Here is an 11,967-nt window from a genome sequence, read left to right on the forward strand (position 1 = left end):
GCCGGCGCGGGGCCCTCAGCCGACCATCAGCAGCAGGCCCTCCTCCTGGCGCGTCCGGCGGCCCTCGCCGTACTCCCGCCGGAAGCCCTCCGCGCCGAGCCGCTCGGTCAGCGTCCGCGTCAGCGCCCGCACCCGGGGGTTGCCGCGGTCCCGCGTCCCGCGCAGGGCGGCGGCCACCCCCAGCAGGCGCGCCGACGCCTCCGTGCGCCCCTCCTCCAGGACGACGGACGCCAGCAGTTCGGCCACCGCGGCCTGCATGCTCAGGTCGTTGCGCCGCACGGTCAGCCCCAGCGCCTCCATCGCCGCGAGCCGGGCCGCCTTCAGGTCGCCCTCGGCCAGCTCCAGCGAGCCCAGCCGGCACAGCACCTCCAGCCGCAGGTAGTCCCGGTCGAAGACCGCCTCGTCGAGCAGCCGGAACGCCTTGGCGAACCGGTCCCGGGCGATGGACGGCTGGCGCCGCAGCACGGCCAGCTCGCCCAGGCCGGCCGCGACCATGACGCGGTACTCGGGCATCGGGCAGTGGGGGCCGCGCAGCGCGTCGCGGAAGCTGACCTCCGCCGCGTCGTGGTCCCCGGCGCGCATCTGCTCCACGCCCAGCCGGATCATGATCTGCGAGAGGTCGTCGGCCGAACCGACCTGCTCGATCGCGCCCTGCGCCTCGCGCAGCAGCGCGATGGCCTCCGCGCTGTTGCCCCGCAGCGAGTGGAAGCGCGACAGCATGCCGGTCAGCTGGCTGGTCGACCACTGGTCGCCCAGGCCGCGGAAGGACTCCAGTGCCTCCCGCAGGCTGCGTTCGGCCCCGGCCACGTCGCCCGCCGCCTCGGCCGCGAACCCCAGCGCGGCGCGGCCCGTGGCGCGCGCCCACGGGTCGGGGTGGCCGCAGGCGCGCCGGGCGCTCGCCCCGAGCTGCTCGTGCTCGCCCACCAGCAGCCAGCACTTGGGCTCGATCAGGGCGAGCAGCGGGTGGCGGGCCATCGCGTCGCAGTCCCGGGCGCGGCGGGCGGCGTCCCGGATCCCGCGGAAGCGGTCCTCGTCGACCGGCGCGGGCAGCACCAGCCGGACGGCGGTGAAGACCGCGGCCGCCTGCTCGGGCACCCGGTCGCCCAGGGCCAGCAGTTCGTCGAGCCAGGTGTTCGCCTCCGCGTACCGTCCGCGCATCACCCAGTACCAGCTCAGGGCCAGGCCGAAGCGGACGGCGGTCTCCACGTCCCGCCGCTCGACGCAGCGGCGCAGCGCTTGGAGGACGTTGTCGTGCTCGGTGTCGAGCCGGGCGATCCACCGCGGCTGGCCGGGGCCGCGCAGTTCCTCCGCGGCCCGCTCGGCCAGTTCCAGGAAGTGCGCCGTGCAGGCCGCCTCGGCCCGTTCCGTGCCGCCCGCCTCGGCGAGGCGGTCGCGGCAGTAGGCGCGGGTGGTCTCGGGCATCCGGTAGCGGGGTTCGCCGGAGGCGGTCTCGCGGACCTGCACCAGTGACTTGTCGACCAGTGAGGAGAGCACGTAGACGACGTCGTCCGGGGCCGGGCCGGCGTCCGGACCGCGGGCCCCGCCGGGGTCCGCGCCCACGGCCACGGCGGTCTCCAGGCCGGCGCCGTTGCCGACCACCGACAGCCGCCGGGCGAGGGCCTGTTCGGCTCCGGTGAGCAGTTCCCAGCTCCAGTCCATCATCGCGCGCAGGGTGCGGTGGCGTGCGCCCGCGGCGCGGCTGCCACCGGTCAGCAGCCGGAACCGGTCGTCCAGCCGGGCGGTGACCTGCTGCAGGGGCATCGACCGCAGCCGGGCCGCGGCCATCTCGATGGCCAGCGGCAGCCCGTCGAGCTGCTGGCAGATCTCCACCACCGCCGCGGTGTTGGCGGGTGTCAGGGCGAAGTCCGGCTGCACCAGGGACGCCCGGTCGCAGAAGAGCTGCACCGCGGTGGAGCGGCCCGCGTCCTCCAGGGACGGGGGCAGTTGCAGCGGCCCGACCCGCTGGAGGACCTCCCCGGTGACCGCCAGCGGCTCCCGGCTGGTCGCCAGCAGGCGCAGTCCGGGGCAGCTCTCCAGCAACCGCCCGGCGAGGCGGGCGGCGTCCGCGACCAGGTGCTCGCAGTTGTCGAGCACCAGCAGGACGCGCCGGGCGGACAGGCTCGCCACCAGCCGGTCGAAGCGGCTGCGGCCGAGCACCGGCGGCCCGAGCAGCGGTGTGTCGTGCAGGCCGAACGCCGCCGCCACGGCCTCCGTGACGTCCTGCCCGGCGGAGAGCTGGGCCAGCTCCACGACGCACACCGGGTCGGCGGTCCCGGAGGCCGCCCGCGCGGCGAACTCGGTGGCCAGCCTGGTCTTGCCGACCCCGCCGGGTCCGAAGAGCGTCACCAGCCTCGACTCCCTCAGGTTCCCCGCCAGCTGGTCCAGTTCGCGCTCGCGGCCGACGAAGCGGGTCAGCGGGCCGGGCGGGGCGCCCGTGACGGGGCGGGCCGGGTGGACCGGGGGGACCGGGCGGGCGGGGGCGCCGGGGCGGGAGGGGGCGACCGGAGCACCGGGTGCCTGCGGGAGGCCGGAAAGGGGGCCGGGGAGGGGGCCGGGGGCGCCCGGCCCTCCGCGGTCCGCGGCCCCGAAGGGCCGCCCGGCGTTGCCCCGCAGCACCCCCGTGTGGATGCGGCGCAGCTGCGGGGAGGGGACGGTGCCGAGCTCCTCCGCCAGCGCGGACCTGATGCGCTCGTAGGCGGCGAGCGCCTCGGCCTGCCGCCCCGAGGCGTCCAGGGCGCGCATCGTCAGACCGGCCAGCCGCTCCCGCAGGGGGTGGGCGTCGCTCAGCGCGTGCAGTTCGGCGAGGACCTCGCCGGCGCGGCCGAGTTCCAGCTCCGCCTCCGCGCGGTCCTCGACGGCGGACAGGCGTATCTCCTCCAGCCGGGTCGCGGCGCGGGCCGCGAAGCCGGTGCCGGCGAACTCCGCCAGCGGAGCCCCGCGCCACAGCCCCAGGGCCTCCCGCAGGACCTGCGCCGCCGGTTCGGGCGAACGCCTCTGCAGCAGGCGGCGGCCGGCCGCCGCCAGGTGCTCGAAGCGGTGGACGTCCACGTCCTGCACGGGGACGTTGAGCGCGTAGCCGCCGGGCCCGGAGGCCAGCGCCCGGCCCGCCTCGTCGCCGCCGAACTCCTGCAGCGTGCGGCGGGCCCGGGAGACCAGCCGCTGCAGGGCGTTGAGCCCGCCCGCGGCGGGGGGCTCGTCCTCCCACAGGTCGTCTATCAGTGTGCCGACGGGGACGACCTCGGACGGGCTGAGTGCGAGGCGGGCCAGCAGCATGGCCACCCGGCGCCCGCCGACCGGGGCCGACCGGCCGCCGCGGTCCCGCAGTTCCAACGGACCCAACAGGTATAAGCACACGAACGGCAGTCTTTCAGACGCTTTTTCCCCCGTCACCCCCAGGGGTCGAACAGTCACTGACTGTTCGACAACGCGTGTCCGGCGGCCTCCCGCCCTGTACTATTCGGCCCCTCGCGTCCCCCGAGCCCCCCGCGTCCCTCACGCCCCACGGGGCCGTCGGGGCCCCCGTGCCCGGCGCGGACGGCCCGTTCGGCGCACTCCGTGCACCAGGTGCTCAGCGGCGGGGCGGGCGGGTTGAGCACCAGCTCCCCCAGCCGCGTGACCTCGTGCCGGACGCTGCTGCCGTTGCGCGTCGTGGTGATCAGCCCGGTGCTGCGCAGCACCGAGGTGTGCTCGCTGGCCGTCGTCACCGATATGCGCAGCGCCGCGCTGAGCTGACTCGTCGACTGCGGGCGGGTCAGCTGCGACAGCACGGCGGCCCGGGTGCGGCCCAGCAGTTGGGGGAGCGACCCGCCCTGCGGCCGGGTCTCCTTGGCCAGGGCCTCGGTCGCCCGGCCGTGCGGGCACACGGGGAAGACCAGCACGGCCCGGCGGCGGCCGGACGTGCGGTCGTACCAGCGGTACAGGCGCGGGCCCCCGCTGAGGAACACCGAGGGCATCAGCTCCACCCCCCGGCCGTCGAGGAAGACCTCCCGGTCCTCACCACCGGAGACGGTGAGCGTCCCCTCCGACCAGCCGGCCGTGCCGCCCACGGACTCCAGGACGGCCGCCAGCCCCCGGTGGGCGAGCGTGTGCGTACAGGACTTGCGGGTGTCCAGCAGGAGCCGGTGGGCGCTCGGCCAGAACGGATCCACGACGGCCTTCTGGAACTCCGAGAGCACCGAGAGCGCGCGCCGCGTCTCCTTCTGCCCGTCGGCGGCGCGGGCGGGGCCCTCCGCCTCGAGCAGGACGGGCAGGAGGCGCTCCTCCGACCGGCGGATCCGGCGGAGTTCGAGGTGCAGGAAGGGGCGGGCCGCCGCCCACGCCCGGGCGTGGGCGGCCCATCTGCCGGGCCGGCACCGGTTCAGACTGCTGACCAGCAGGTCAAGGGCGAACACGGCCTCGGCCATGGGGTGGGCCGAGGGCGCCATGTGCGTTCTGGCGATGTCCTCGTGGGTGAAGTGCGCTGTCAGCACGGACGTTCTCCTGTCGGGTACCGGACCGGGCGCGGCTCACCGCGTTCTTCGGGCGTACGCGCGCAGCGCCAGCGGGAAGAGCACGGCGAACAGCGCCGCCATCCACGCCAGGCTGGACAGCACCGCACCGAGCGCGTCACCGCCGAGCAGCAGGGCCCGTGCGGCGTCCACGAAGTGGCTCACCGGGTTGACGCCTACCCACACTTCGAGCCACCCCGGCATGGTCTCCGGCGAGGCGAAGATGTTGCTGCCGAAGGTCAGGGGCAGCACCACGGCCATGACGATCCCCGGGACGGCCTGGGGGCTCTTGGTGACCATGCCGATCAGCACCGAGAACCAGCACAGGGTCAGCCCGAGCCCGAGCGCGAGGAGCACCGCCGCCAGCACGGACACCGGCCCGGTCCGCACCCGGAACCCCATGGCGAAGGCCAGCCCCAGCAGGACGGCCAGGGCGACGGCGTAGCGCACCACGTCGCCCAGGACGGCGCCGACCAGCGGCGCGGAACGCGCGATCGGCAGGCTGCGGAAGCGGTCGAACACGCCCTTGGAGATGTCGGTGTTCAGTGCCAGGCCGGTGCCGACGCTGGCGTACAGGACGATCTGCACCATCAGTCCGGGGACGAGGGTCTGCAGGTAGCTCTGCCAGTCCCCGGCCACCTCCCCCCCGAAGAGGAAGGCGAACACCACCAGGAACAGCACCGGTTGGATGATGGTGTCGATCAGTGTCGCCGGCGACCGTACGACGGAGCGGATGCTGCGGTCGGCGAGCATGAGGCCGTGCCGCACGCCGCGCAGCAGTCCGATGCGGGAGGCGGAGGCTTCGGGCCGGGCCGCGGTCCCCGGCTCCGCGAGGGCGCTCATGCCGCGCTCCGTTCGCGGGTGCCGGCCGGGGTGTCCGCCGGGGCGGCGGCCTTCCCCGCCGCCTCGTCCGCGGGCCGGCCGGTCAGGGCGAGGAAGACGTCGTCGAGGCTGGGCAGGCGAAGCCCCAGGTCGTCCACCGCGATCGCGGACTCGTCCAGCCGCCGCACCAGCGCGGACAGCAGCACGGGATCGTCGGCCAGGGTCGTGACCAGGCCGGCCTCGCCGTCGGTCAGCGGCTCGGTGCCGGTGAGGGCGGTCAGGATGCGGACCACCTCGGGGATGTCCGCCGGGTCGCCGGGGCGCACCTGGAGGGTCTGGCCGCCGGTGCGGCGCTTCAGCTCCTCGGCCCGGCCCTCGGCCACCACCCGGCCGTGGTCGATGACCGTGATCCGGTCGGCGAGCCGGTCGGCCTCCTCCAGGTACTGCGTGGTCAGCAGGACGGACACGCCGTCCTGGGACAGTCCCCGGACGATCTCCCACACCTGGTTGCGGCTGCGCGGGTCCAGTCCCGTGGTCGGCTCGTCCAGGTAGAGCACCTGCGGCCGGCCGACGAGGCTGGCGGCCAGGTCGACCCGCCGCCGCATGCCGCCCGAGTAGGTGCGCACCGGCCGGCCGCCCGCCTCCGTGAGGGCGAAGCGCTCCAGCAGTCCGGCCGCCCGCTCCCGGGCGGCGGACTTGGACATCTCCAGCAGGCGGCCGATCAGCAGCAGGTTCTCGAATCCGGTCAGGTCCTCGTCCACGGAGGCGTACTGGCCGGTGAGGCCGATGCAGGCGCGCACGGCGACCGGCTGCCGCACCACGTCGTACCCGGCCACCAGGGCGCGCCCGGCGTCCGGCCGCAGCAGGGTCGACAGGATGCGGACGGTGGTCGTCTTGCCGGCGCCGTTCGGCCCGAGCACGCCGAGGATCGTGCCGGCCGGCACGGAGAGGTCGACGCCGGCCAGCGCCTCGGTCTCTCCGTAGCGTTTCACCAGGCCCTCGGCCTGGATCGCGAGTGTCATGGGGCCTCCTTGGAATCGCGGCCGATCCTCGAAGGCCCCGCTGACAACCTCCCCACAACCCGCTGACACGCCCCCCGCACGGGCGGCGGGCCCCGCGTCAGCCCCGGCCCGGGGCGCGGAACGGCGCCCGGCCCGGGGCCCGGAACGGCACCCGGCCCGCCGCCCGTGCCTTCGTCACTCCGCGGCGCGGTGCGCGGCGGACGCCATCCCGAGCCAGGTGTGCGGGTTGCCCTCCCAGCACCAGCCGAGCTTGGGGGTGTTCCGGCTGATCCAGATCGCGGGGACCCTGCTGTCCCCGCACCGGGAGCCGCCCAGGGAGAAGCACTTGTTCTTCACCAGGATCCCGGGGTGCTGGGTCACCAGGGCGATGCCCTCCTCCATCGTCAGCAGGGTCCGCCCGCGCCGCGCGACGGTCTCCATCGCCGTCTTCGGGACGGCCCCGCAGAACTCCTCCCCGCGCTCGACGCCGAACAGCAGGTAGGCGCGCCCGTCGGGGAGGTCCACCCCCTCCGCGGGGACGAACCGCGCGACGGAGCCGGGCTCGAAGGACCGGTCGACGAACCCGGCCCCGGTCCTGCCGGGCAGCACGGTCAGGGACATGGACTCCTCGACCGGCACCAGCGCCCTGGTGACGACCAGGACGAACGGCACGCGCCCCTCCGCGGGGTCGGGTGCGGGCAGCGCCGCGCCGTGCGCGACGGCGGCGGACCGCAGCGGCGTGACGACCGCGGCGAACGCCTGCTCGTCCAGGCCGGCGCGCGCCGGGTACCCCAGCCGCAGGAGGTTCTCCACCTGCCGGTCGAACTCCTTCCCGGCCCCGGACGCCCCCTGGGCCACCTGCTCCGCCGCCTGCGGCCGGGACTGCTGCGGGCGGGACTGCTGCGGTTGTGCCTGCTGGCCGGACTGCTGGGAGGACTGCTGGGAGGACTGCTGGCGGGTGATCGACATGCGGGACCTTTCCAATGTCTTTGCGGGACTGTCCTTGCCGGACCGAAAACTCGGTCGAACCTATAAATAGGTCGAGCACAGTTTTATTCCCGCCCATGAGACGATGCGGCCATGAGCACGCCGACGACGGGGCTGCGCGAGCAGAAGAAGAAGCAGACCAGGCGGACGATCTCGGACCACGCCACCCGGCTCTTCCTGGAGCGGGGCTTCGACCGGGTGACGATCGCCGAGGTCGCGGCGGCGGCCGGGGTCGCCAAGATGACCGTCACCAACTACTTCCCCCGAAAGGAGGACCTCGCCCTGGACCTGCACGAGGAGTTCGTGACGGGTCCGGCCCGCGCGGTCGCCGGACGGGCCCCGGGCGAGTCGGCGCTCGCCGCACTGCACCGCACCCTCCTGGACTCGGTGCGGCGGCACGACCCGGTCATCGGCTTCTCCGGGCCCGGGTTCGCCCGCATGGTCACCGACAGCCCCGTGCTCCTGGCCCGCCTGCGGGAGTTCCATGAGCAGCGCGAGGCCGCGCTGGCCGCCGTGCTCGCCGAGGAGACCGGAGCCGGTCCGCACGACGTCCGTCCCCGCGTCGCCGCCGCCCAGCTCGCCGGCGCCCACCGCGTCCTGTTCGACGAGACCCTGCGCCGCACCCTGGAGGGCCAGGACGACGAGCGGATCGCCGCAGCCGTCACCGACGCCGCCCACGCCGCCTTCGCCCTGCTGGAGCCCGCCCTCGGCGACTACGCCGTACGCCGGCCCGGGCCGCACTGAGCCGGGGTCCCGGCGCCCCGGCCCCGGGACCGGCGCCCGTCTCCCGCCACCGGGACCGGCACCTGCCCCACAGCACCGGCCTCCCCGCCGTCCTCCGGTCAGGGCCGCCCGGAGGCGGGGCCCGGGGGCCCGCCGGCCTCCCCGCGTCTGCGCACGGCCCCCTGGACGGCGTTGACCAGCACCCGGGCCGCCACCCCGACCAGCAGGAGTCCCACGGCCATCTGCACCGACACCATGAGGCGCGCCGACTGCGAGCGGGCGGTGATGTCCCCGAAGCCGGTCGTGCTGAACACGGTGAGCGTGAAGTACAGGGAGTCGGTCCGGGTGAGGAACTCGTTGAAGCTGCCCGGCTCGGCCAGCTCCAGGAGGTGGTAGGCCGTCGCGAAGAGCAGGACGAAGAACACGACGGTGGTGGAGAGCGCCTCGACGCCCCGCAGCTTCGGGTAGGGGGAGTGCCTGATCGCGCGGATGTGCCAGAGGAAGAGCGCCAGCACGCCGAGCAGGCCGAGGACGAGACTGACCGCCGCCTCGTCGGTGAAGCCGCTGTCCATGGGCAGCAGGTAGTAGGCGGCCACCAGGCCGGCCGTGGTGACGGCGGGCCGTACCGCCACCACCAGCGGCACGCGGTCCCGCGGCGTCCGGCCCGGGCGCGTCCCGCCCTCCCCGCCGCTCCCGTTCCGACGGTCCGAACCGGGCTCTCCCACAGGCCTCTCCCGTCCCTCTCGGCGCCGACCGGGCCTCCGTCGCGCTGGTCTGCGCACGCCGGGCACCCCTGGGCGAGCATAGAATAAGAAAAGCACCGTAGTTCGCTTTCTCCATCAATCGGACTTTCGGCATCCGGGCCCGCAAACCTCCCGGCCTCCGGGGTCCGCAGAAGTCCCCTCGTGCCGCCCCGCGGGCCCGCGAGGCACCCCGAAAAGCCCGCCACCGGCCGGCGGGTCCCGCCCCCGGGCGGCCCCGCACCCCGGTGGGGAACAGCCCCTCACCGAGGGAGGATCCATGGCCGCGACCCCGGACCCCGCACCGACCCGAAGCCCCGCGGACCCGCAGGACGCCCTCGGCAGACTGGGAGGGTCGTGGACCTGGGCCCTCGGCCTCGCCCTCGTCACCCTCGCGGCCGGCGTCCTGGTGCTCGTCTGGCCCGGCGAGACCCTGCAGGTCCTGGCGGTGATCGTGGGACTGCAACTGCTGATCACCGGCGTGTTCCGCTTCGTGAGCGCGTTCTCCGGGGACCGCGCCCGGGGCGACAGCAGGGCGACGGCCCTGATCATCGCGGTGCTCGCCGTCCTGGCGGGTGTGCTGTGCCTGCGCAACCCCCTGCAGACGATCACCGCGCTGACCCTGATCGTCGGCACGTTCTGGCTGGTCTCCGGGCTCCTGACGGTGTTCGTGGCGATCATGGAGCGCGATCTCGCCCACCGGGCCACGGCCTTCGCGACCGGCGTCCTCGGAATGGTCGCCGGAATCGTGGTCCTCGCCTTCCCCGTGCAGTCCGCGGTCGCACTGACCAGGCTGCTCGGACTGTGGCTCGTCCTGCTCGGCATCGCCGAACTGACGGGGGCCGTCGCCCTCCGTTCCGTGTCCCACCGGATCTCCGCCCGGGCCGCCGGAGCCGCCGCCGCCCGCCAGGCCGCCGGCGCGGGCGGACGGACCACCACCACCGGCGGCCGCGCCGTCGGCGGCGACTGGGACCGCCGCTGACCCGCCCGTCGAGGACGCCGGCCGCACAGGGACAGTGGTGCTACCAGCAGGTGACCTGCAGGATGCAGACGCGCCGGTGGCGTGGCACGACAGGGCAGAGGAACACGCCACCTGCCACGCACGCGGTCTGCACGCCCTCTCCGGCGCCCTGGCAGGAGGAGCCCTCCGAGTACAGGGCGGCGGTGCGGGAGGCCTCGTCGGGCCGGCCGGCCCTGCAGGGATTCCTCGACGCCCTCCGTGCGGCATCCCGTGCAGAGCTCCCGTGAGCCCGCGGACGCCGCACCTGGACGCTTGAGTCTCCAGCGGCTGGAGGGTCCAGGATCTCGCCCATGGACGACGAACGCCCCGAGCTGCTCACCATCGGCCGGCTCGCGCACCGCACCGGGCTTCCGGTGCGCACCCTGCGCTTCTGGTCGGACGCGGGAGCGGTGCCGCCCGTGGCCCGCTCCGCGAGCGGCTACCGGCTGTACGACACCGGGTCCGTGGCCCGCGTCGAGCTGGTCCGCACCCTGCGGGAGCTGGGCCTCGGGCTCGACGACGTGTGCCGGGTGCTGAGCGGCCGGACCACGGTCGCCGAGGTCGCCGACGCGCACGTGGCCGCGCTCGACGCGCGGATCCGCTCGCTCCGGGTGAGCCGGGCCGTCCTGTCCACCGTGGCGAAGCGTGGTTCCACAGCTGAGGAGACGGCACTGATGAACCGGTTGGCGCGGCTTTCCGCCGCAGAGCGCAGTCAGATCGTCGACGAGTTCAAGGAGGAGGTGTTCGGCGGCCTCGACGTCGAACCGCACCTGCGCGACCGCATGAACACGTTCGGCGTCGAACTGCCCGACGACCCCACGCCCGGGCAGGTCGACGCCTGGATCGAGTTGGCCGAGCTGGTGCGGGACCCCGGTTTCCGCGCCCGGTTGCGCACCTGGCTGGAGCTCAACACCCCCGCGCCCGGGCAGGGGCGTCCCCCCGGTGCGTCCGTCTGGTGGGCCAGGCAGGTCGTGCAGACCGTCACGGAGGTCAGGGAGCGCGGGGTCGCCCCCGGATCGCCGGAGGCGGCCGAAGTGCTGTCCGGGCTGTTCGGCGACGCCGACCGGGCCGCCGTGCTGCGCAGCGTGGAGGCCGGGATCGAGGCGGGGGCCGAGCGCTACCGCAGGCTCGTCGCCCGCGTGCGCGGACAGGATGCCTCGCCCGACGCGACCGAGGAGCTGCAGTGGCTGGCACGGGCCCTGCGCGCTGCGGACCGGACCTGACCGGCCGGGACGCGGGGCGTCATGGCCGGCGGGTTCGGCCACCCGGGCGGCCTCCGAGCGCTCGCGCCGCCCGCACGGGGGCCCGCTTCCCCGCGCGGCCTCGAATGCGGCGTCCGGCAACCGCCGGTGCGGCCGCGGCGGACACGGGAGCCTGGGCGCATGACCACGACACCACCGGTCCCCGCGCTCCGGTTCCTCCCGATCCCGGCCGAGGCGCTGGACGCCGTGCGCACCGGCACCGCCGACGCCTCCGGTGCCCCCGTCGAGCACGCCGCGGCGGGGGGCGGTGAGCCCCTGCGCTGCTGCCTGCGCGACGCCGCGCCCGGCGAGGAGCTGATCCTCTTCGGCTACGCGCTGCCGCTCCCCGCGGGCCCGTACCGCGAGGCGGGTCCGGTGTTCGCCCACGCGCGCCCCTGCGCGGGGCCCGTCGACACGGCCGTCCACCCGCCCGACTGGCGCGGGCGCCCCCAGGTGCTGCGCGCGTACGACGCCCGCGGCCGGATCCACGACGCGTCCAGGCTGCACGACGGCAGGGACCCGGAGAAGGTCCTCGCCGGCATGTTCGCCGATCCGGGCGTGGTGCGGATCCACAGCCGCAACATCGTCTGGGGCTGCTACATGTTCACGGTCGTCCGGGCCGGTTGAGGAGCCGCGGCCCTCGGCGACCCTTCTCACGCCCCACCGGGCCGGCCGGCCCGCCGACCGGCCGGCCCGGTGGGCCGGGTCCGCCCGCGCATCGCGGCGGGCGGGCCGCCGTCAGTCGAAGAAGCCCTCGACGATGCTCTCGGCGAACTCGCCGCCGACCGCCTCGGCCGTCTCCTCGACGACCTCTTCCACGGCCTCCTCGAAGATCTCCCCGAAGATGTCGTCCATGTGCCGCAACCCCTCCCTGAGTGTGGCGCGCTGCGCCTGCCGGTGACCCGAGGGCCCCGTCGGCCCGCCGGTTCCGCGACACCGCCCGAGGCGGCCGTGACCCGTGGTCAA

At 75.2% G+C, this 11,967-nt stretch carries 10 protein-coding genes; 4 read left to right on the plus strand and 6 right to left on the minus strand.

Annotated elements, in window-relative coordinates:
- Positions 1 to 15: 15 nt before the first annotated feature.
- From GQS52_RS12295 to GQS52_RS12315, 5 genes are all read right to left on the minus strand, one after another.
- Positions 16 to 3,339, minus strand: a complete 3,324-nt coding sequence (locus GQS52_RS12295; RefSeq protein WP_182313500.1) for a BTAD domain-containing putative transcriptional regulator — start codon at positions 3,337 to 3,339, stop codon at positions 16 to 18.
- Between the two features lie 68 nt (positions 3,340 to 3,407).
- Positions 3,408 to 4,469, minus strand: a complete 1,062-nt coding sequence (locus tag GQS52_RS12300) for a winged helix-turn-helix domain-containing protein (RefSeq protein WP_182313502.1) — start codon at positions 4,467 to 4,469, stop codon at positions 3,408 to 3,410.
- A 36-nt stretch (positions 4,470 to 4,505) separates the two neighbouring features.
- Positions 4,506 to 5,330, minus strand: coding sequence for an ABC transporter permease (locus tag GQS52_RS12305; RefSeq protein WP_182313504.1), 825 nt, complete (start codon positions 5,328 to 5,330; stop codon positions 4,506 to 4,508).
- Positions 5,327 to 6,331, minus strand: coding sequence for an ATP-binding cassette domain-containing protein (locus tag GQS52_RS12310; protein ID WP_182313506.1), 1,005 nt, complete (start codon positions 6,329 to 6,331; stop codon positions 5,327 to 5,329). The genes GQS52_RS12305 and GQS52_RS12310 overlap by 4 nt, the downstream gene beginning before the upstream one ends.
- 174 nt (positions 6,332 to 6,505) lie before the next feature.
- Complete coding sequence (locus tag GQS52_RS12315; RefSeq protein WP_220472759.1) at positions 6,506 to 7,279, minus strand: DUF5701 family protein; 774 nt, start codon at positions 7,277 to 7,279, stop codon at positions 6,506 to 6,508.
- A gap of 111 nt (positions 7,280 to 7,390) precedes the next feature.
- Between GQS52_RS12315 and GQS52_RS12320 the strand changes: the two genes are divergently transcribed.
- Positions 7,391 to 8,041 (plus strand): TetR/AcrR family transcriptional regulator, encoded by a 651-nt coding sequence (locus tag GQS52_RS12320; RefSeq protein WP_182313507.1) that lies wholly within the window; start codon positions 7,391 to 7,393, stop codon positions 8,039 to 8,041.
- A gap of 98 nt (positions 8,042 to 8,139) precedes the next feature.
- Here GQS52_RS12320 and GQS52_RS12325 read toward each other — a convergent pair whose 3' ends face one another.
- On the minus strand, positions 8,140 to 8,664 hold the full coding sequence (locus tag GQS52_RS12325; RefSeq protein WP_259370737.1) for a potassium channel family protein: 525 nt from the start codon (positions 8,662 to 8,664) through the stop codon (positions 8,140 to 8,142).
- 376 nt (positions 8,665 to 9,040) lie between these two features.
- Here GQS52_RS12325 and GQS52_RS12330 point away from each other — a divergent pair, with 376 nt between their 5' ends.
- From GQS52_RS12330 to GQS52_RS12340, 3 genes are all read left to right on the plus strand, one after another.
- A complete protein-coding gene (locus tag GQS52_RS12330; RefSeq protein ID WP_182313508.1) occupies positions 9,041 to 9,742 on the plus strand; it encodes a DUF308 domain-containing protein in 702 nt (233 codons plus the stop codon).
- 329 nt (positions 9,743 to 10,071) lie between these two features.
- On the plus strand, positions 10,072 to 10,983 hold the full coding sequence (locus GQS52_RS12335; RefSeq protein ID WP_182313509.1) for a MerR family transcriptional regulator: 912 nt from the start codon (positions 10,072 to 10,074) through the stop codon (positions 10,981 to 10,983).
- A gap of 159 nt (positions 10,984 to 11,142) precedes the next feature.
- Positions 11,143 to 11,628 (plus strand): DUF1203 domain-containing protein, encoded by a 486-nt coding sequence (locus GQS52_RS12340; RefSeq protein WP_182313510.1) that lies wholly within the window; start codon positions 11,143 to 11,145, stop codon positions 11,626 to 11,628.
- The last annotated feature ends 339 nt before the right edge of the window (positions 11,629 to 11,967 follow it).

The sequence above is a fragment of the Streptomyces sp. SCUT-3 genome (assembly GCF_014083985.1).
In the GTDB taxonomy this organism is placed as follows: domain Bacteria; phylum Actinomycetota; class Actinomycetes; order Streptomycetales; family Streptomycetaceae; genus Streptomyces_H; species Streptomyces_H thermolineatus.

What these genes read in the sequence shown, in the direction of transcription:
- GQS52_RS12305 (WP_182313504.1), bottom strand. Translation starts at nt 5,330, where the DNA reads ATGAGCGCCCTCGCGGAGCCGGGGACCGCGGCCCGGCCCGAAGCCTCC.
- GQS52_RS12340 (WP_182313510.1), top strand. Translation starts at nt 11,143, where the DNA reads ATGACCACGACACCACCGGTCCCCGCGCTCCGGTTCCTCCCGATCCCG.
- GQS52_RS12315 (WP_220472759.1), bottom strand. Translation starts at nt 7,279, where the DNA reads ATGTCGATCACCCGCCAGCAGTCCTCCCAGCAGTCCTCCCAGCAGTCC.
- GQS52_RS12330 (WP_182313508.1), top strand. Translation starts at nt 9,041, where the DNA reads ATGGCCGCGACCCCGGACCCCGCACCGACCCGAAGCCCCGCGGACCCG.
- GQS52_RS12320 (WP_182313507.1), top strand. Translation starts at nt 7,391, where the DNA reads ATGAGCACGCCGACGACGGGGCTGCGCGAGCAGAAGAAGAAGCAGACC.
- GQS52_RS12335 (WP_182313509.1), top strand. Translation starts at nt 10,072, where the DNA reads ATGGACGACGAACGCCCCGAGCTGCTCACCATCGGCCGGCTCGCGCAC.
- GQS52_RS12310 (WP_182313506.1), bottom strand. Translation starts at nt 6,331, where the DNA reads ATGACACTCGCGATCCAGGCCGAGGGCCTGGTGAAACGCTACGGAGAG.